15 protein-coding genes and 2 pseudogenes are annotated in these 18,643 nt (G+C 57.0%); 12 read left to right on the top strand and 5 right to left on the bottom strand.

Features of this window, described 5'->3' with window-relative positions:
- Positions 1-1,484: 1,484 nt before the first annotated feature.
- Positions 1,485-3,611 (top strand): AAA family ATPase, encoded by a 2,127-nt coding sequence (locus tag NFU08_RS06860; protein WP_251421701.1) that lies wholly within the window; start codon positions 1,485-1,487, stop codon positions 3,609-3,611.
- Positions 3,612-4,025: 414 nt separating this feature from the next.
- Here the strand turns inward: NFU08_RS06860 and NFU08_RS06855 are convergent, their stop codons facing one another.
- Positions 4,026-5,234, bottom strand: a complete 1,209-nt coding sequence (locus tag NFU08_RS06855) for a transposase (protein WP_251421698.1) — start codon at positions 5,232-5,234, stop codon at positions 4,026-4,028.
- 118 nt (positions 5,235-5,352) lie between these two features.
- Between NFU08_RS06855 and NFU08_RS20990 the strand changes: the two genes are divergently transcribed.
- Complete coding sequence (locus tag NFU08_RS20990; RefSeq protein WP_397425353.1) at positions 5,353-5,664, top strand: helix-turn-helix domain-containing protein; 312 nt, start codon at positions 5,353-5,355, stop codon at positions 5,662-5,664.
- Between the two features lie 140 nt (positions 5,665-5,804).
- The gene (locus NFU08_RS06850) at positions 5,805-6,065 is read left to right on the top strand and encodes a helix-turn-helix domain-containing protein (RefSeq protein WP_251421695.1); all 261 of its coding nucleotides are present in this window, start codon (positions 5,805-5,807) and stop codon (positions 6,063-6,065) included.
- A 473-nt stretch (positions 6,066-6,538) separates the two neighbouring features.
- Here the strand turns inward: NFU08_RS06850 and NFU08_RS06845 are convergent, their stop codons facing one another.
- Both NFU08_RS06845 and NFU08_RS06840 read right to left on the bottom strand, forming a co-directional pair.
- Entirely contained in the window at positions 6,539-7,576 is a 1,038-nt protein-coding gene (locus tag NFU08_RS06845; protein WP_251421692.1) for a hypothetical protein, read from the bottom strand.
- Between the two features lie 343 nt (positions 7,577-7,919).
- Positions 7,920-8,371: pseudogene (locus NFU08_RS06840) on the bottom strand (recombinase family protein); the annotation flags it as partial.
- 61 nt (positions 8,372-8,432) lie between these two features.
- Here NFU08_RS06840 and NFU08_RS06835 point away from each other — a divergent pair.
- From NFU08_RS06835 to NFU08_RS06820, 4 genes and pseudogenes are all read left to right on the top strand, one after another.
- The gene (locus NFU08_RS06835) at positions 8,433-9,722 is read left to right on the top strand and encodes a hypothetical protein (RefSeq protein ID WP_251421689.1); all 1,290 of its coding nucleotides are present in this window, start codon (positions 8,433-8,435) and stop codon (positions 9,720-9,722) included.
- A gap of 483 nt (positions 9,723-10,205) precedes the next feature.
- A complete protein-coding gene (locus NFU08_RS06830; RefSeq protein ID WP_251421686.1) occupies positions 10,206-11,540 on the top strand; it encodes a hypothetical protein in 1,335 nt (444 codons plus the stop codon).
- Positions 11,541-11,858: 318 nt separating this feature from the next.
- A pseudogene (locus NFU08_RS06825) lies at positions 11,859-12,263 on the top strand (recombinase family protein).
- Positions 12,264-12,640: 377 nt separating this feature from the next.
- Positions 12,641-13,171 carry a hypothetical protein gene (locus NFU08_RS06820; RefSeq protein ID WP_251421684.1) on the top strand — a complete coding sequence of 177 codons (531 nt, stop codon included), beginning with the start codon at positions 12,641-12,643 and terminating at the stop codon, positions 13,169-13,171.
- 161 nt (positions 13,172-13,332) lie between these two features.
- On the opposite strand, the gene NFU08_RS06815 is transcribed toward NFU08_RS06820, so the two are convergent.
- On the bottom strand, positions 13,333-14,187 hold the full coding sequence (locus tag NFU08_RS06815) for a helix-turn-helix transcriptional regulator (RefSeq protein WP_251421681.1): 855 nt from the start codon (positions 14,185-14,187) through the stop codon (positions 13,333-13,335).
- Positions 14,188-14,266: 79 nt separating this feature from the next.
- Here NFU08_RS06815 and NFU08_RS06810 point away from each other — a divergent pair, with 79 nt between their 5' ends.
- Positions 14,267-14,449: a hypothetical protein gene (locus NFU08_RS06810; protein WP_251421679.1), complete on the top strand. Its 183-nt coding sequence runs from the start codon at positions 14,267-14,269 to the stop codon at positions 14,447-14,449.
- Between the two features lie 127 nt (positions 14,450-14,576).
- On the opposite strand, the gene NFU08_RS06805 is transcribed toward NFU08_RS06810, so the two are convergent.
- Entirely contained in the window at positions 14,577-15,128 is a 552-nt protein-coding gene (locus NFU08_RS06805) for a DUF4357 domain-containing protein (RefSeq protein ID WP_251421676.1), read from the bottom strand.
- Between the two features lie 572 nt (positions 15,129-15,700).
- On the opposite strand from NFU08_RS06805, the gene NFU08_RS06800 reads away from it, so the two are divergent.
- The 4 genes from NFU08_RS06800 (at position 15,701) to NFU08_RS06790 (ending at position 18,557) form a co-directional block, all read left to right on the top strand.
- A complete protein-coding gene (locus NFU08_RS06800; RefSeq protein ID WP_251421673.1) occupies positions 15,701-16,234 on the top strand; it encodes a hypothetical protein in 534 nt (177 codons plus the stop codon).
- Positions 16,235-16,439: 205 nt separating this feature from the next.
- On the top strand, positions 16,440-16,949 hold the full coding sequence (locus tag NFU08_RS06795) for a hypothetical protein (protein ID WP_251421669.1): 510 nt from the start codon (positions 16,440-16,442) through the stop codon (positions 16,947-16,949).
- A gap of 198 nt (positions 16,950-17,147) precedes the next feature.
- Positions 17,148-17,816, top strand: coding sequence for a hypothetical protein (locus tag NFU08_RS20985; protein WP_397425348.1), 669 nt, complete (start codon positions 17,148-17,150; stop codon positions 17,814-17,816).
- A gap of 267 nt (positions 17,817-18,083) precedes the next feature.
- Complete coding sequence (locus NFU08_RS06790; protein WP_251421666.1) at positions 18,084-18,557, top strand: hypothetical protein; 474 nt, start codon at positions 18,084-18,086, stop codon at positions 18,555-18,557.
- The last annotated feature ends 86 nt before the right edge of the window (positions 18,558-18,643 follow it).

Below are 18,643 nucleotides of genomic sequence, written 5' to 3'. Positions count from 1 at the left end.
GACAGGTCGGCCTTGTGGGCCGACGGCTAAACCGAGCGGGTAAGGTCTCACCGGGGCGTTGTTCGCCCGGCGAAAACCAGGGACAATAAATCATATTTTATGCTTTCAAACCCGTACGGCAGCTTAGGCGCTATGACGGCCGGGCCGGAAGCCGATGTCAGAGGGGGTATACCCCCACCCCTTGCACGGATGTCTCCGTAGCTATGCCGGTGCGCTAGGGCGGATAATCGTTTTGACATCGACCATAGAAATCTGCGGGTGATCACTTGCCACGGACAACGATCGACAACGCCATCACTGCACTTAATGTCGTCTACTGGGCCACGATGACGACGTGGCTTGTAGTCCTCGTCACTGACAATGACAGTCTCACTGGTTGGGGCAGCGCCGGTTTCCTGGGCACGGCCCTCGTCGCCGCCCTTGGCTGGCATCTGCTCAGGTACAGACGAAAGAGGCTGCGGCAAAGTATCCAGACTACCGAGGAACTATAGGGTGCCAGCCTCGTGGTGACGCCCCCTGTTGGAACCAGCATGCCGGGTGGAAGCAGCTGAGCGGCCGACCTTTTCTGTCGCTCCCCGCTGGCTCTCATTGAAATACCCGTTGTTTTAGTTGTATGCCAAAAGTTGGCCTGGGGCTTTCCAGGATGTTATGGCCATGGGAAAGCTGCCAATACGAGGCCAGCGGCACAAGGCTGCCGTTGGTGAACGGCGACACGGAAACCGCGAAAGCACTGTCGGGACACAAGCTTTGGGCACGGTTGTTCCGCTTTTATTAGGGACTAGCCCGGTTCCTAGTTAGTACGTCAGTCCGCTCATCATGGCCCCGCACTCTTGGAGCAACACCCCTGGTCCCTGCTAGCAGGCCCGGCGCTGGGAATTTCTGACGACGCCGCGTCACATGAAGGCCCTAAAGACGCGCCTATCCCACGGTGTCATTTTTTTCTTTCCTCAGGGGAGGTAAACCCAAGACTTGGAGACGCGCCTCGGCGGGTACGAATGGTTTGCTAGTTGGAGTAGCTGATGAAACCGGTTCTGCAAGATGCGGTGGTGAATCCACATCAAAGCCTTATACCTGTGCACGATGCGGAGGTGAATCCGCCACTGGCCTTCCGCTGCGCAAAAAGCGGAAGTGCGGAGAAGGCTTGCATGCGCGCAAGATGCGGGTGCACCCATTACTGCAAAAGGTGAGAGGAGGCGCAGCTAGAAAGTTCACGATGCCTGAAAGTCATCTCTCCCTCGCCTCTAACCGCAAGAGGGAAAGAGAGGGGACTCCCTCAGCCTTGCCTTCATTGAAGTAGACACCATTTTGGACGTGTAGCGGCTAGGCATCACTCCGTACCGGGCCCGCGGGACGCGGGCGGTCCATTCCATGGGGGGCTACCTGTGCAGGAAAAAATCTCGATGGGTAAAGCTGCCGACGATGTTGCCGCATTGCCCGAATGAGAATGATGAGCACCCGGAGTCCTGTGTTGGCAGAATAATCCCATGGATACCCTTCCCGCCCTGCACCCTGCGATTGCGCTCATTGGAATGCGCTCCAACGCTGGCCCTCTGGACAACATTGCGATCGGATTTGACTCAGGAGTGACCGCCCTTTATGGACAAAACGGTGCCGGGAAGACATGGATTCTCAACTCCTTGAGGCATGCCCTGAAAGGGCGCGCGATAGGCCTTACTCAATTGATATGCGACTTCGAACCTGGTTCTGCAGGGTCCGAGTGGGTTCTCAAAGAGCTGGCGGAACTGGCACGTGAAACGCGTTACGAAGCGAAGCCTGAGCATGATCAGAAATGGCTTCGCAGTGCCATCGAGAAGTGGTTTGCTCAAGGCGGCCGGTATTTCAGGCCATCGGATGAGGACGATGGTGGCCTTCCGTCCGCCTTGGTCGACGAACTAATTCCTGCAACCACCTTCGCGCTCGTCCCCACAGGCCATCTTGCCCCGGAGTGGGACGTCTGGTTGTGTCTGCCCCGGGATAGGGAACGCTTCCCAGCTTGGCATCGCCTTATGGATGAAACCATCTCTCTTAGAGAAGAAGCCACGCGTCTGTCTGAAGACTATTGGCGAAAGATCCAGGCAGTGGAGTCCGGGGATATTGAATGTTCCGATGACGAATACGAAGCCATGGAACGTCGTTACGACGAGAAGATCGAACCGCTGTTGTACGACCCCTTATTCGAACCATTGGCTGGTCTGATTTGGGAGTATTCGTATTCGCCGGATCTCAATGCCCTTGATCGCAGGCTATTTCCCATGCTGGCAGACGACCTGCCTATTCCCGTCGTCAAGCTTTTTGAGTCGCGAAGCATCCCACTTGTGCTTGAAGATGACGAGGACGTTGCAGACATAGATGCTGCAACCAGCGAGGCTTTCGCCAAGGTATTCCAGAAGAACCTTGGGGCCGCTGCAGTTTCCCTGGCCATCACCGACAACATGAACCGATGGGTCGCACACATCAATGAGATGGCCAACTCTACTTATGCTGCACTGTTGCAAGATGCACCCCAGCTCTCGCTGGAAGTACGGAAGTTGGGCCGATGGGCTGTCGAAGGTGCACTTCACTGGTATGTCGCGTACGGCGAGTATGAATTCAACAGAGTCCCCCTCGCGGGGCTATCTCGGGCAGAAAGCCGGTGGGCGTATATCGCAATTCGTCGAGCACTAGATTTGTCCGGTTCGGCTACCGTCCTAGTCATTGATGAGCCTGAGGCTGCTCTGCATCGCGTCGCTGAGCGGCATATGGCCCGTGGACTCGGGGGCTTGTCGATGTTCGGCCCACAGGTGGTGGTAGCTACCCATTCTCCAGAAGTTTTGAACGCGGAAGGCGTGTGGTCAACGCATGTCGCGAAGGACAACGGCCGAACTAGAGCGGGTCAAATGCCTCTTTTGGCCCTCGAGACCCTGTCAGAGCTTGGCCTTTCGCCGTCAGACCTACTTGGCCTTTACCGCATCTTCCTTCTTGTAGAGGGAGAGCACGACGAAATTGTGGTTACAAGTCTCTGTCGTGATTTCCTTGATGCCGCTCGCGTGAAAATTGTTCCCCTGCGCGGGGGAAGCAAGCTTCCAAGAACGGTGGACAGCCAAGTGCTCTTCGACCTCAGTGATGCTCATGTCGTGGCTGTTCTCGACAACGTCGTCATCGAAGAAATAAGCGCTGCCTGGACAGAGGCGCAGACGCGCTACCTCTCAGGAAGCGCTGAGGAAGCGATTGACTTTCTGTCACGCGCCTTGAAGACGAACAAGAAAGGGGACGAGACTGACTGGATCATGGGTTGGTTGGGTCGGGCGCTTAAAAAAGGTGTTCACGCCCGTATGAGCCCGTACGGTCTGGCCGCTCGTGACATCATCGAGTACCTCCCAGTCGAGATACTCGTTCCAAGAGCCTGCAAGTCCTGGAACGAGCTTCGACGCGAACACGAAGCTGCGATGTCATCTCTGGACAAAAGCAAGGGCCTGCATGATTTCAAGACCTGGCTCACACGGACCTACGGGGCGGATATATCAGTCGCCAACGTAAGGCGGGCTACTGACTCGATGAAAGAAATCCCTGAGGAATTCCGGAAGCTCGGTTATCACCTTCGCGAAATCAGTGCCCGATCACGTGGGCATTGACGTGGTGTAGTTCCCGTCACCGACAACGACAGCCTTGCTGGCTGGGGCGGCGCTGATTTCGCGGGGACCGACCTCGTTACGATCTGCAGCTGGCATCTACTCCGCTACAGGTGGACGAAACTGCAGGGCGACAACGACTCGGCACCGAAAATCGAACCCGACAAAGCGACTAGCGACTTCTGCGGGAAACGCGCAGACGTTCTTGCCCGGCCCGCGGTTCCAGGACCCGGCCGGCATGCTCCAGCGGGAGGCCTATGCCAATCCCGATGGGGCAGCGCAAGCTCTTGCCCTGCTCGAGCCGATTTGCTATCTGTACCCGTGCTGTCGTGCTCAACAAAGAAATAGGAAGAAGAACCAGCAATAAAGCTGACGTGACCTCACCTGATTGAGACGCAGTAACCCTGTCCGAACCACTCAGGTTTTCTCGAGACACGGCACTCGCCCGTCTCGCAGGACCAGCCCGGCCCTGAGTATATTGACCGCCGCATTCACGTCGGCGTCGTCCCGGTGCCCGCACAAAAGGCAAAGGAAGTCCTTGCCGTTTCGGTTGGCCGCCTCCCGGTGTCCGCATTCACTGCAGGCCTGGGACGTGTAGGCGGGGCTAACCAGGATGAGTTCCCGCCCGGCGCTTTCAGCCTTGGCGCTTATCATGCCCAGAAGTATTCCCCATCCTGCATCGAGTATGGACCGGTTGAGTCCGGTCTTTGCGCTCCCTCCGTTGGGTTCGTAGCCCCCGGCGCCGGCGAGCCGGGGTCGGGGTGCCGCACGACGGGTCATGCCGGCGACTAAGAGTTCCTCGGCGACGATGACGTCATAGTCTGCTACCAGCTGGTGCGCCACCTTGTGGAGGTAGTCGTGCCGCTGGTTACGGACCTTCCGGTGCACCGCCGCGACACGGCCCTGGGCCTTGCGGTTGCGGTTGGATCCCCGCTTCGTGCGCCCTACAGCCTGCTGGGCGGCAGCAAGCTTTTCGAGAGAGGCCTTGCCATAGGCCGGGTTACCGATCCGTCCCCCCAGGGAGGTATAGGCCAGTCCGTTGGAGCCTGTGGCGAGGTCGAGTCCGACCACGGCGCCGGTCTTCGGCAACGGGGCCGGCAGGTCCTGTTGGACGGCCAGTACGACGGACCAGTGCTTTCCCTCGCGTTTTACGGAAACTGTTTTGACCCGGCCGATGACCGCGCGGTGCTGCTTGACCCTGACGTGGCCGATGCCTTGGAAGTAGACCCTGGCCTGCGTCAGATGCGGCACCGAATTCCATTTGGTGCCGTCACCATTGCGGTGCACCACCGTACTGAAGCGGCCAGCCCTCTTCCAGCGCGGGTAGCCCGGCGTCTGGCCTGCCCCTACCCGCCGAAAGAACGCTTGGAATGCCCGGTCGAGCCGCCGGAGGGTCGCCATCTCGCTGGTAAAGGACCAGCGGGCGTAGTCCGGGTCGTTCGCCCGGATATCGGTGAGTTGGGCGGTCTGTCCGTAGTACTTAATTCCGATCCGAGCTCGCTTCCACGCTTCTCTTCGCTCCTGCAAAGCGGCGTTGTAGAGAAACCGATGATCGTCCAGCATCGTCCGGAGCAGGTCTTCCTGCTTCGATGTCGGATACAAGCGGAACTTGTACGACCGGATCATGGCATCCAGGGGTGAAGTCCCATAGTCCGCACCGCCAGTCTCTGTCGTGACGCACCTTGAAAGTGCATGTACCACTAGTAGAGCAGACAAACAGAACATTGTCAGTTGGCATTAAGTCATGCCCACCCGCCCACACCAGTCCTCCAAGGAGCAAACGCTACGGTGGGCGGAACGCCGGGCCCTCGTCGGAGCAAGAATTCGCGAGCTTCGGCTTCAGGAGGGACTGTCTCAGGAGTCCCTGGCTCTGGAATCCGGCCTAAGCCGCAACATGATTATTGGTATTGAGTGGGGAAGAAAGAGCGTCGCCTACGAGCGACTGTGGGATATCGCCGACGTACTCGAAGTTCCAGTGACCGAGCTACTCCTTCCGGCGGAAGCGTCAGCAAAGAACACGCCATACCGGGGCGGCCGACAGCGTATGGGGCAGTAGCCCTGCGATAAACGGCTATTCCAGCCGGTACCTCACCTCACAACTGAGTCCGACGCGGTCGCCTGGCTTCTGGAGGACGCGCAGCGCTGATGTAGTTGCGCTTTCTTCGGGACGTTGGTCATCGTAAGTAGGCTGTTCCAGTGATCGACGAACAACAACAGCACCGCTTCCTGACGCCTACCCAGGCAGCGGACGAGCTGAACGTGAAGCCAAACCAGATTCACGCGCTAATCAAGGCTGGCGAGCTGCGTGCCCTCCAGATCGGAGGTCGCGGCATGTGGCGTATCGGACGGCAGGACCTTGAGGACTTCATCGCCGATGCCTACCGCCGCACCGCCGAACGCATAGCAGCCGGCGAGATCAACGACGACGGAAACGGAAACGCTGTTGAGGGAGACTAGCCATTACCCGGCAATGTTGAAGGCCGGCGGCCACTTCATGGAATGCGCCGGTCTTCTCGAGTAGTACCAGTGATCCAACGGGCGCACCGCCCTGTCATGCTCTGGGCGCACATTGGCCGTCGCGTGAAGGGCTGGACACGATGCAACGTCGAGCTGCCGGCGTCTCGTCAATGGGATCCGCTAAGTGTCTGGAGGGCCGGCCTCTTTGGTCTCGTAGATCATCGCCCTGCAGCCAATCTACGCATTTATCCGACGTGAAATGGGGACTGAAGGCGGAGTCACAAAATTATGTGGAAAAAACGGCTAAGCGCATCGCGACCACGCCCCCATGCGGCTCCGCAATCTTCCGTACCAACGAAAATCAGCAGAAGACTTACACCAGCCAGTAGGCCACATCCACACAAAATCGAAAATGGCAGCAGCTACCCACCAACTTCGGGTCTCAGTGATCCTCACCTATCAAATGGTGAGCATCACGAAGAAGACTTATCATCCGTCAAAAAGCCCGGCACCAGATATTCAACTGGAATAATCAAAGCTTGCAAATGCCCGGCAGCGTCGTGCGACACCCAACCGAGTTCTCCAAAAGGCGTATGTTTCCCACCCAAGACCCAGGCGTCTCTAAGTCTCTCCAGACTTATTTTTTCATCAATTGAGCTATCTTTTGTACCAAAATATACGCGGTATAGTCCGTCATGTACAGAAAAGTCAGGAAAAATACGGTCACGCATACCCGCGGGAAGGTTGCAAATTGTCACCTGAAGGATATGTTCATCTTTATCAAAGTAGATCCGAGCGGCGCGCTTGTTCCCTCGAGAGAGTTCGGCCACAGTCGTAATGGTTATATCCGCTCCCTTAGGAACAAGAGTTACCGTTACATTATTACCGTCTTCGTTATCGAGATCTATGCGTGAAATTGGAACATCGGCTAGCTCTGTCGGGTTGTTATCAACCCCAAGGGTTCCACTATGATCCAGGACAGAGGCACTGCGACCAATATTTGGACCGGAAAAAAAGGCGTCCACCACGCCTCGCTTCAGGCGTACCAACCTTCCCGTCTCATAGAGAACCCACGCATTTCCACCTCTGTCTAGGAAATACAGACGTACAAGCGCAAGCTCGTTGTTAGTTAGAGAACGAGAAAGGGGAAAATCTATGCTTCGCTCGGGGCCGATAGTAGGCACGGTGAAAAGCTGTGCGTTGAGGTCCCAGTTGATGTCCTCCGGGTTTTTTTGGTCAGGCTGTGCCACAAGCGCCGCAACTTTCTCAATTCGATCAAGCGATGAGTTCCGTACTCTCATCACGTAACCACCGCGAGGGCGTGCGTCAATCCATGCGGTAACTTTCAACGCTTGCTCTCGTCTCTTTTCCGCACGTCGTCGGAAATAAATAAGGAGCGCTGACGCGGCGCTCACCAGACCGCTTATGAACCACGGCAATATGTCACCCAAAGTGCCAGGTTGATCCCACCGAAGCACCCAGTCCACAAGCTGCTGGAACCAATCGGCCATCTTGAGCCCTCAAATATCTGTAAGCCGGTACGAGCTCCGTCATATGTTATCGGCGATCGTAGAGCAGCCGAAGCTACAAAGACAAGCATTTCTATGGTCCGACTCCTAGGCGGTTGCCCACCTACGGGCTAGCACATTCAGCCGAACGATCCAACGTCACATTAGAGCCTAAGGGGGAGGCCGTCGACCATACGCTGTTGGGTACATCGCGGCTTCCGCAGCACTGAAGCGGCAATGCAAGCAATGCAATTCCCCTCCAAAAACGACCGTTTCTGACTGGTCAGCGGCCAGCCTCCGAAAATGTCTGTGACTGTTGGCGCTAAATGTCGGGCTTTTTGCGGCGCTAAATGTCGCCCTGCTGGTCGGCAAGCGCTCGTGACCGCCTGTAGAACGTCGCTCGGGACATACCGAGATCCCGGGCAACCTGCGCCGCGGGCTCGCCACCTTTGACCAAGCGAACAGCGCTTCTGATCTGACTATCAGTGACCCTGCGGGGTCGGCCGCCAAGTCCTTGCCAGCTTCTCTTCGCTTGATTATGGAATGAGTGACGCGTTCGCGCTTGATCTCGTGTTCCATTTGCGCGAGGGCGGCCATGATTGTGAACAACATAGCGCCCATCGGTGTTGCTGTGTCGACGTCGCCTCCGCCCAGGTTCAGGACGCGCAGGCCGGCGCCTCTGCTGCGGAGGTCGTCGGCGAAGGCAATCATGTTTTGAGTGGATCGCCCGAGCCGGTCCAAAGTCGTGATGACGAGGGTGTTACCCTCCACGAGCGCGTCGAGTGCTCGATCGAATTGCACAGCTCGCGGTCCTGCACGAAACATCGACAGGGCTAGATGGGCCGGTCACACTTTGATTGTGGAAGTTATAGATTTTTGGATGGCCGCAGTATTTCACTGGGTTGATGCTTTGGACTCGCCAATGGCTCCTTTCGTGCAAGACGTAGTGCTGATATACGTGATAATTTGGGGCTTGAGTCTGCTCCTCATTTTCATCCAGATCCCGGTCGCCGGCTTCGTCGATGACTTGGTTGAGTCACTCATTCCCCGACTCGCGCGGAAGTTTCCGTTCGAGCACGCTTATGGGAGTAGGCAGATGGCCACAAGGGTCCTGATGGCTCCTTGGGGATTCTCATTGGCTGTTTCTATACACGCGGCTCAGCAGCGTTTCAATAGGATTTGGACCACCTTCCTCGTTCGGTTTGGACGGCTGCCCGTGTCCGCATGGTCCCTTTTCGTGGCGCTCGTTGCAGTATCTATAGCCCACCTATCCAAAACGATTCCCGACTCAGCCGGGCTCTTGGCGGCTGCGTTCACGGCCCTCGGTAGTCCTACACAAGTAGCGATTACAGGCCTCGCAGGGCTTACGGTCAGCCTTGTACCCTGGGTGATTCTCTTGTTCTTGGTACTTTCGCCCACTGGGCGACGAGCTGCCTTTCGTAACAACACTCAGCTCGTTACCGAGGCGACTCGAGCGCTTTCGAAGCTAGCTTCAGCACTGGTTGTCTTAGCTGATACGGCTTACAAAAACCGCCGCGACCTTACCAACGGTAGGGACCTCCGCATCATGGATGCGATACGTGCGGCATCGAATGGCCGAATTTTCTGGCGTGACGGGTTACAGCCTAAACTGCGCGATAGGTCCTTGTATTCACGAAGCAATTTTCTCAATTCTTGTCAAGAGGCCGCCCGAGAAACAAGAAACGAAGAACTGGCCTCATCTTTATCGAAGGCCGCTGGTGCTTTAGACAGAATTATGGAGTCCATTGAGGAAGACGGACTTGGAGTAATCTGTGCAAAAGTGTGTGACACCGTTTCTGTAGGCACTCTTCCCGCCCTGGGTGGTTACGGTGATTGGAACTTCAGGCCGGGGTCCCCAGCCCCTTCACTTCGGCTCACAGCAATCATGGATGCCCAGAATCACGTCACTGCGATTATGACAAGGCTCGAGTCTGACGTTGCACGCGCCCTAGAGTCAGAATCGGATGAAGACGTGATGGAAACGGTAGAGCGCATCATCAAAGCCAGTGGCAGTGAGATGGATCGGTGCGTCCTTCAGCACCGCCTTGTGGAGAGCGAGTTGTGGGCTATGGGGCAGTTTCTCCATCGCCACGTCCTGGGGGGGCGCATAGATCAAATAAAGAAGTGACGGTCTCCAGTCAGGTTCTCGCGGAACTTGACGTAGCCTGCGCAACCTCCGAAGGACGAGGAACCCTTTACGTTGTGGGTTCTTCGTTTCTGGGATGCCTGTAGAGCTGCTATCTCCGGAAGAGACAGGTACGTATAGTCATCGGTCTCGCGTAGCTTTAGCAGCCGTTCGCGCATGCCTGTGCCGGCGGCAAGCCAGAGTGCGTCCCGCTCGCCAAGCAGGTATTGCAACTCGATCCAACGGATCTTGACGAACCGGGTTTTGGGCCGTTGCTTAGCCGCTTACCGCAGCCTCATCAACCAGTAGGGTTCAGTAGATTCAATTTCAAGCTCGACCATGCCACAAGCGTAGATTGGGGCGGCGGAGATTGACCGGCGCCCGGAAAACCTTGAGGAAAAAATGCGGTCTTCCTTGCTGTTAGCCCGGGGGCCCATTGACGCTCGGGTACTCTTGTGAACACATCTGCAGTATTCAGGGGGCGGAATGTATTCGATGACACCAAATAGGGTGCGCGCAACTGATGTTTTCGGCGTCAGCCGCGAACTACCAATGAACTACGTCACGCGGCCAGCCGTTGACGATGAGTTTGTCGCGAGCTTAACGCGCGACAAGCACGTCATCGTCTACGGGAGCTCTAAGCAGGGCAAGACGAGTCTTCGAAAGTACCATCTCAAGCCGCACGAGTATCAAGTTGTGACGTGCTCAAACAAGCAGAATCTCGCCCAGCTACACACTGCAATTCTAAAACAGGCGGGGTTTCAAATTGAGATGAGCCGCACTCGCACAGAGACTGGAAATGCCAAAATCACGGCCAAGGCGACTGTGAAGGCAACCCTCTTCGGAAAAGGTGTCGAAGGAGGCGTGGAAGCCTCAGGGGACAAGGGCCGCTCCAATAGCGTGGCCTCGAAGCCGCTGGAGCTGGACCCATCCGATGTGAATGAAGTCATTGACGCTTTGGGGAGCGTGGGTTTCGACAAGTGGATCGTGCTCGAGGACTTCCACTATCTTCCGGAGGCGACGCAACGAGATTTCGCCATCGCACTGAAGGCATTCCATGAAAACTCGTCTTTGGTTTTCATCATTGTGGGTGTCTGGCTGCAGCAGAATCGACTGGTGCAGTTCAACGGAGACCTGGCGGGTCGGGTGGCGACGGTCAACGCAGATGCCTGGACGCGTGAAGAACTTCAAGAAGCAATCGAGAGAGGAGAGCAGCACCTAAATGTTCGATTCGCCGACTCGTTTGTGTCGGCTCTACTCGACGGCAGCCACGACAGTATTCACGTCGTGCAGGAGAGTTGTCTCCACGCGTGTGAAGCAATCGGCGTCAACCTGCGCACGGAAGGTACGCCTCCCCTAATTCAAGGCGATGCGCAGCAGATTCTCCGAGGTGTCGTCGACGCTCAATCGGGTAGGTACAGCGAATTTCTTTCAAATTTCGCTGGAGGGTTCGGCGAAACAGAATTTGAGATGTACAAATGGCTGTTGCTGCCCGTAATTATGGCAACGCCGAATCAACTGGAGCGTGGTCTGTCTTACCGCTGGCTTCGTAAGCGTATTGGCCGCCACCACCCGCGAAAGCCAGTGAACGCAGGAAGCGTCTCGCAGGCACTCAAGAGTGTCGCTTCACTGCAGGTGAAGCATGGCATCACACCCTTGGTCCTTGACTATGACTCGGCGCTGAAGAAGCTGAACGTAGTTGACCGTTCCTTCCTGATCTGGCTTAGGCAACAGGACAAAGAAGAACTCCTTGAAGGAATCGAACTATCTGCCGCCATAATCGACGAGTGGGAGCAGGCAGAGTCCGAAGAAGAGGAGTGACCACCAGCCGCTGCGACCCTCTCCACCGAGACACCTGCGCCGTTGTCACCCCCAAGCGTCCGGTGAGGAAATCCCTCGGGAGCTGGAGGGTGGACAAATAGCGCTGTGAAAAGGCCGCCATCTATCGCTGCCAGTCACAGAAAAATGTCGGAAAAGTACTCTTATCGTTGGTCAAACTGGTTCTCGAAATGAAACCTAGTCAAAACCTGAAGTGGAGGCTATTTGACGTGTCTGGCAACGTGATTGGTTACGCGAGGGGTTAGCACTCGAGGACAATCTTTGGATTCTCAAGTTGACGCGCTTGTAGTTGCAGGGGCCATGCGCGTCTTTCAGGAGTACGCATCCGGCGCCACGCAGGCGAGGACGCGTTGGAAGGAATGCCTGGACTACCTGCAGCCGGGGAATGTTCTGACAGTTGCTGACCTGAGCAGACTCGGCCGCAGCCCTGCAGACTAGGCTGACATTGTGACGGTGCTGGGACAGCGGGGGATAGGGTTCCGTTCCATAGCCGAACCTTGGCTGGATACCACGAGCGCGCACGGCAAGCTGATCTTTGACCTGTTCGCATCCCTAGCTGAGTACGAACGGTCCCGGCTGTCTGAACGGACGAAGGCCGGCCTTGCGGCGGCGAAAGCACGTGGCCGGCTCGGCGGCCGCCCTCGAACCATGACCCCGTCCAAACAGAGGCCGCCCGGCAGCTGCGCAGCCAGGGAAAGACCTTGAAGGAGACAGCCCAGATACTCAGCGTCAGCGTTTCCTCACCGACTCGGGCTCTTACGCAATGACGTCTGAGAAGTCGCATCTGCGGCCGCATAGCGGACCTCGATTTTTGGCACAGCTTCTGGGACGCGCAGATTACGGAAGCCGGCATATGAGGGGGTATTCGGCGTCTTGCTAGCTCATGAGGCGTGCCAGGGCTACTGCTTTGTCGGCCCGACGTTCGAGCAGACTGTCGGCTTATGCCGTTGCAGGGAAGGTGCTATTCGGTCCTAAAGTGGTTGTCGGACGCTCTTGTATTGTCCTAGCAGTTGATCTACAGTGTTCTATACGTCGCTAGGCAGTGGTAGAAAAACTACTAGAACCATGAAAGATGGACGATCATGAACGAGTACACCGCGGATGACCTCAGCCGAGCACTTGCCGCTGCTGCCAAAGCGTTCCTCAATACGATTCGCGGCGACGAGGAAGAGGACTTCAACTCGGTGACCCGAACCGAGGACGTTACATGGGCACCCGCGGCAGCCGAGCCGATCTTGTTTGACCCTCTGACCGACCCGCTCCCGATGAAGGCCACACCCGACCGAGAGGCGGACCAGAAGTTTCAGGACATGTGCTCGCTGGTCTTTATCGGCAGCATTGGTCGGTACTACGCCGAGACGGGCGAGGGCGCCGGCGCCGAAGAAATCCGCCGCTTCGCCCTAAAGGCTGGATACAGGAACGGTCGTGCCGTGAACGGTTGGAGTTCACGACCCGGCAGCATCCGTGCGGTGGAAGTGATAGACGGAAAGCGATATATAAATCAGACCGCCGCGAACTGGCTTCTCAAGCTGGAACGCGCGCTCGGCGTCAAGGTCAAGGGCGACACCCGTTGGGTCGAGGTCGACGATAAAGGGGAAGTGTCCTTTTCGTAGTTCCCGACCGCGTACAGCCCGGGCTTCTGCCGCAGGGCCTCTCGTCACCCTTAGGGAGGCCCGTGCAGCGGTTCCAGCTGATCGCCGGACTGGGCCGACACTTCTGATGTCCCGCTGGGGGACACCCCTGGAAAGTATTGGGGAGCCCCGTTAATCGACGCCTATCGGGCAGATTGAGGGGGCAGCGGGGTCTCGGAGAAGAGGCTAGCTCCCTCCCGCAGTCCGTGGATGAATCCGGCAACGGCTGCTCGTTCCCGGACAGGCATTGCCTCTACCGATGAGAGAATCCAAGCCACGTCTGGCGACATGGCCTCGCCATTGGGTCGTATGGTCGCATCGGCGGAAATGGGTCGCGTCACGGGTTCAGGGCAGGCGAAGGAAGTCAGCAGTTCTTCGCCCCCTCCCATATCGCCCTCCTTTGGAACCGACCGCAGTTCGATCTGGAGTGCCGCCGGCCACGGATCCACAGGGTCGCGGAGGCCCATCTGGACTTTATAGCCAATCTGCCAGGCGTCGCCCAGTAAGCGCCTTAGGATTTTGCAGATCTCTTCTGAAAACACAAAGGACTCCAGCGGAGGGACATACCTGTCATCGTCAAGAGCCGCTCCCTCCCCATCCCACTCTTTAGCCCACTCTGCAGCTTGTTGCTGTTCAATTTGCGTCTGAGGACTTGCCTGAAGCTCTTGCCACCATCGGCGAACCGGAGGCCCCTCGGCCCTATCCTCCTCAATCATCCCCAGCAAGGCCCACCAGAGTTCGAGCAGGGCATCGGCATCGAGTTCTAGCGCATCTGCGTAACCGCGAACCGCCGCCTCGGTCTTGGGTGGACGGTTCCCGCTCTCGGCCATGGAGACAGCAGCGACGGACAGCTTGGGATTGAAAGAGGCGGCGACATCGGCTTGGTTCTTCGGCAAACGTTTTCGGGCAGCCTGCAACACGCTACCGAAGGCTACTGCCGAACTAGTCCCAGACTTCACTTCACAAAACTCCTGTAAATCGTGTATCTTCGATTTCACAACACAAATAGTCTGTGTAATTTACCACGGAGCGGCCTCTCGATTTTCCGAGTCCCCACGCTTCCATAAGAGAAAGAGAATGACAATGAAGCGAGACTCCCTAGATGACATCGTTACAGCCGCCGAAGTTCTGGCAGATAAAACCGAGCAGATGGCTGCTGCGGCGGACCGCATGAAGGTGGCCGTGAACTCAATTGTTGGTAACGCCAAGACCATCTACGGCGTCGTGACCCCGCTCCTTGGCTTTTTCAAGTCGAAGTAGCACGTTGGGGCGGCGGGCAGTGAAGGTGTCACTACCAAAGGAATTGCAACAACCCGCTGTACTTCACTTCAATGGAAACTGCGGCTGCCACATCGGTCGTGTGTGGGATTCTCCGTCCAGCCTGGTTTTAGGTTTCGGAGCTCAAGGCCTGATCTTCCAGTTGCTGGAAGGTGCGCCCATCCGCGGTCTTCCAAGTGATCCGTCCATTGATGTTGCCGCCAACGACGATGGCGCCAGCCGTGCTGGGGCTGCTGAACAGGTGATCTCTGACAAAGACATACTCCTCACCGCGAACCTCAGCAACGCCCTGTTCAACCAAAGCCACACGACGGCGGGCCAACGAGGCTGAGAGGGAGGGGCGGGCTATTGCTTTACCGACAGAGCCGGCGAGGACGAGCACACCTTCTGTGGTCGGCCTGGCACGGGCGTCAGTGCCGCCTTCCCTAAAGAACAAGGTTTCAGCAGCACCTCCTTCACCGGGAGTACCAGCAAGACTGATCTCGCGCACAGGCTCCAGGAGAGGGTATCCCAGAGTGGTCAGGAGAACGGAAATGGTTTCCAGATACTCCCGGCAATCGGATTCGAGTGGCGGCGGCGTATGCGGGTTCGATGCCCCGTTGCCGTTGTGCAGCTCGTACCGCCCCGTTTGAGTGGCAGCCTGGATAGCCTGCCACTCCATGTATCCCGTGTGCGTATTCGTCCAGCGTTTGTCAACGAGACGGCAACCAGGGCACGGTCCCAGAAGTCCTTCTTGTCCGAGTGCTGCTTTAGCCTGACACCAACGCTGCCGGTCTGCCCGGTATAGCAGGATGGCAGCTCTGACGACGATGATCCGAACAGGAAGTAGACAGCCACCTGTTTGGATTCCGGCATATCCCGGAAGTCCCTCAACAGCGGCCGTGGTACCTCGAAAACCCTCACCGTACGCGTGGTGATCTCGGCAATCCGGATGCCGGCTGGATCACCCTGGGGAAGGTAAATCTGGATGGTCTGGGGCAGCGGCGATCTCGGAGACATGCTTGAATGCTAATAAGCGCAGGGGAAGAAATGACATGTGGCGCGGCGCCAGACCATGGAATCCTTCGCTTGCGGTCCTTCCCGCCGAGCACGCGCCGGTGTGACATAAAGCGATCCTGTAGAAGTCAGGGAGCAGACAACGCTTTTGTCATGGCCGCTGAGAACATATGCCATACCCTTCTGCGCAAGGGCGGCCAGTAAGGCTGTCCGGTGATGGCGAACAGGGAGAGTCATTTGGCAGAACTAGCTTGGTACGAATCGCTGCGGGCGACATGGCGTCCGGAACACGTGCGACTTTTGCTCATCGGGGAGTCAGCGCCGGAAGCCGGCGAAGGGGAGCCGAGATTCTTTTACGCTCCGACTCTGTCGGCTCACGACAACCTCTTTTGTGGTGTCGTCCACGCGCTCTACGATGAAAAGGACCTTGAACCCGGAACTGAAAAAGAGCCTTGGCTGGAAAGACTTCGTGACGATGGAGTCTTCGTAATCGATCTTGTCCCGCACCCAATCAACAAAAGTAATAGGAGCCTGAGGAGACGGATGTGGAGACAGTATGCCGATAGTTGCGTGGCCGAAGCACTGGACCTCCGCCCGGACGGGGTCGTCGTTTGCCTGTCCGGCATTTTCAAAGTCTTAGAGAACCCACTCCGGCAGGCAAATCTTCCGCTGCTGCATTCACAACCAATTCCATTTCCTGTTCGTTGGTGGCGTCAGCAGTTTGTTGCAGCAGTAAGGACTGCAGTAGGCGATATCACCAAGGCAAAGTAGATCTGATTAGGGAAACCAGCAGACGGCAGCGTCCTTATGGGTGCAGACAGTCACCTGGAGTAGATCAGGGCTTCCGCCGGGGAAGTCTTCACTACGGCGGTTCTCCTCCAGGATGCGCTAATAGGTCGTGAACTGGGGGGGGCGTCTTCAGGAACAGGGACGTTCAGACTTATGCGTGCTGGTTGCACATATGCAATATTGAGGCATGGGAAAGACCACGGCATACTTGGTCGTCCTGGCCGAGCGTGAAGCCATTCTCTGGGTACTCCAAAATGAGCTAATGGCGTTTCCAGCTAGGCCTCGGCGTGAGGTATCGGCATTGCAGCCAGGGGACGAGCTCGTCCTGCTTACGACTCGAGGCGCGTATCACAATCCGACTAGGGACCGGACCAGGGTCATTGGTACCGCAATAGTTCATAGCAAAGTCGCCCCGTTTGAACCCGAAGTGGAAATTGTGGGACGTACATTCGCCAGCGGCTGCCAGATCAGGTTGGAGACTTTGGCGCCTTACTCGGCCGGCCCCGAAATAGGACCACTTGCTCCTCAGATTCAGGCACTGCACGGAGAAAAGAACTGGGGATGGCTGCTCCGCAAGCCGCTTGTGCTTCTCGATGAATCAGACGTCGCCCTCCTGAAGCACGAGCTGCAGAGTCACCTGCGTGAATTGAACGAGTCTTTACTGACCTACCGCAACAGCATCAAGGCGCCGACCTAGAGCACGCTGGCCGGCACGAGTGAGGTGCTACAGCGGCCTCTGGAAGTGGAAAGTTTCGATGTTGGCTGTGGGAACGCCTCCTTTTCAAAAAGTGGGACGGTCGACCCTACAGTGAGTGAGGCGGGCCGTGGAGGAAGAGAGGCGCGGTAGCCTTTGCGCATAAAGGCATTAGGGAGGACCGCAAAGTTGAGGAATACCGTGGATGAGATCTGCCAGGCTTTGGCAACTCGCTTCCCTGACGGGGCACCGGCTGACGGGCTTGTGCGTTCGCAAGGTTTTGATTACCTCCCTCGTCATTGGACGGATAGATGGCCGAACCATCTCCCGATCCCTAAAACCCTTGGCGGTTCGAAGAGACGGCATGTCAGCCGTTCAGAACTCTTCGCTATGGCGAGGGAAGTCTCATCTGCCGAGTCGGTCCTGAATCTGTATGTAGCCGTATGTGCATGGGGAACAGGGACAAAAGCGCAAAGGGTGGCAAGGGTTATAAAGCCACTCCATGAGTATGGTGCTCTCGATGCCTTGCAACGTTCGTTCTACTCAGCTCGATCAAGTGACCCTGTTGCTGCCTACCGCCGTCTGAATGTGATTAACGAGGATCGCATTATGGGCTTTGGGCCTGCTTTCTTCACAAAGTGGCTCTACTTCGCAGCCTACGACGACCCGGAACGGCGTCAGGGAAGCGCTCCGCTTATCCTCGATGCCCGAGTGGCCAATGCCCTTGGTTGGCCGCCCACTAGCGGTCGTTGGCCCTCGAGCGCGTATGCAGAGTATCTGCGGACCGCTGCGAAGATCAACGCTCTGTGGTGCCCGTCCAGCTCCCAGCATGTCATCGAGTACGCGCTCTTCAAGATCGGCGGTCGATGAGACTACTTCCAGAATCCCACGCCTGATCTCTCAAAGAACCTTTTATACGTACCCTGTCCTAGCGTCTGGAACCCGATAGATCGATAGTTACTTATGCCGGGATTGACAAGTATGGAATGGTATGCACATAGTTGAACGTCCCGGCGCTGCTAACTAAGAATCGAACGTTCGGAGTAAAAGATGCTTCACATTACCGTCACCGCAAAGAAGCCTGTGGACCCTCAAAAAGATGGTCTAGGTCGCCCGTACGTGGGTTATGAGCCCAGTATGACCCAGGACGAAATGTACGAGGCAAACCACGGTGAATGGTCGATCGGAATCCGAGGACAAAAGGAGCGGTACGCGCTGTTCGCCTTCGGCCGGACCGTCATTCAGGCAGTCGAAATCGACTCCCTGGAGCGCACAACCTTCTATAGCGGGAATCCTGACGAGAAGCGCGACGACCGCTACACGATCCACGGCAAGATCCTCAGCAAGGGGCACCCCGTCTTTGATAGGTATGTCGGCAATCCAAGCCCCGTGAGCGCAGCCCGGAACCCAGTCCGCTACTTCGATGACCCGGACTTCGACGGCGAAGCCGGCCGCCCATGCCGGTGCGGATGTGGCGAGATGACGACACGAGGTGACTTCATGCCCGGCCACGACCAGAAGGCGATTCACGAACGCATTTCCCGAATCGGTACCGTCGCGGAATTTTTGGACTGGATGGACGTAGTGAGGCCAGCTACTCTTCACTCGTAGACCCGGGTGTTTCCGCGCTGTCTTGCTGATGAAGGAGTGGTCTATGCGCATCGTTGGACTCGTATGCGCCGGTAAAGTCAGAGGCA

It is taken from the genome of Pseudarthrobacter sp. NCCP-2145, from assembly GCF_023708005.1.
Lineage (GTDB): Bacteria > Actinomycetota > Actinomycetes > Actinomycetales > Micrococcaceae > Arthrobacter > Arthrobacter oxydans.
Note: the sequence above shows the minus strand (reverse complement) of the source record. Positions and strands in the feature narration are given on the sequence as shown.

Excerpts from the sequence above, each read along its gene's own strand:
- NFU08_RS06860 (WP_251421701.1), top strand. The coding sequence starts at position 1,485 with ATGGATACCCTTCCCGCCCTGCACCCTGCGATTGCGCTCATTGGAATG.
- NFU08_RS06855 (WP_251421698.1), bottom strand. The coding sequence starts at position 5,234 with ATGATCCGGTCGTACAAGTTCCGCTTGTATCCGACATCGAAGCAGGAA.
- NFU08_RS20990 (WP_397425353.1), top strand. The coding sequence starts at position 5,353 with ATGCCCACCCGCCCACACCAGTCCTCCAAGGAGCAAACGCTACGGTGG.
- NFU08_RS06845 (WP_251421692.1), bottom strand. The coding sequence starts at position 7,576 with ATGGCCGATTGGTTCCAGCAGCTTGTGGACTGGGTGCTTCGGTGGGAT.
- NFU08_RS06830 (WP_251421686.1), top strand. The coding sequence starts at position 10,206 with ATGTATTCGATGACACCAAATAGGGTGCGCGCAACTGATGTTTTCGGC.
- NFU08_RS06820 (WP_251421684.1), top strand. The coding sequence starts at position 12,641 with ATGAACGAGTACACCGCGGATGACCTCAGCCGAGCACTTGCCGCTGCT.
- NFU08_RS06810 (WP_251421679.1), top strand. The coding sequence starts at position 14,267 with ATGACAATGAAGCGAGACTCCCTAGATGACATCGTTACAGCCGCCGAA.
- NFU08_RS06805 (WP_251421676.1), bottom strand. The coding sequence starts at position 15,128 with ATGGAGTGGCAGGCTATCCAGGCTGCCACTCAAACGGGGCGGTACGAG.
- NFU08_RS06795 (WP_251421669.1), top strand. The coding sequence starts at position 16,440 with ATGGGAAAGACCACGGCATACTTGGTCGTCCTGGCCGAGCGTGAAGCC.
- NFU08_RS06790 (WP_251421666.1), top strand. The coding sequence starts at position 18,084 with ATGACCCAGGACGAAATGTACGAGGCAAACCACGGTGAATGGTCGATC.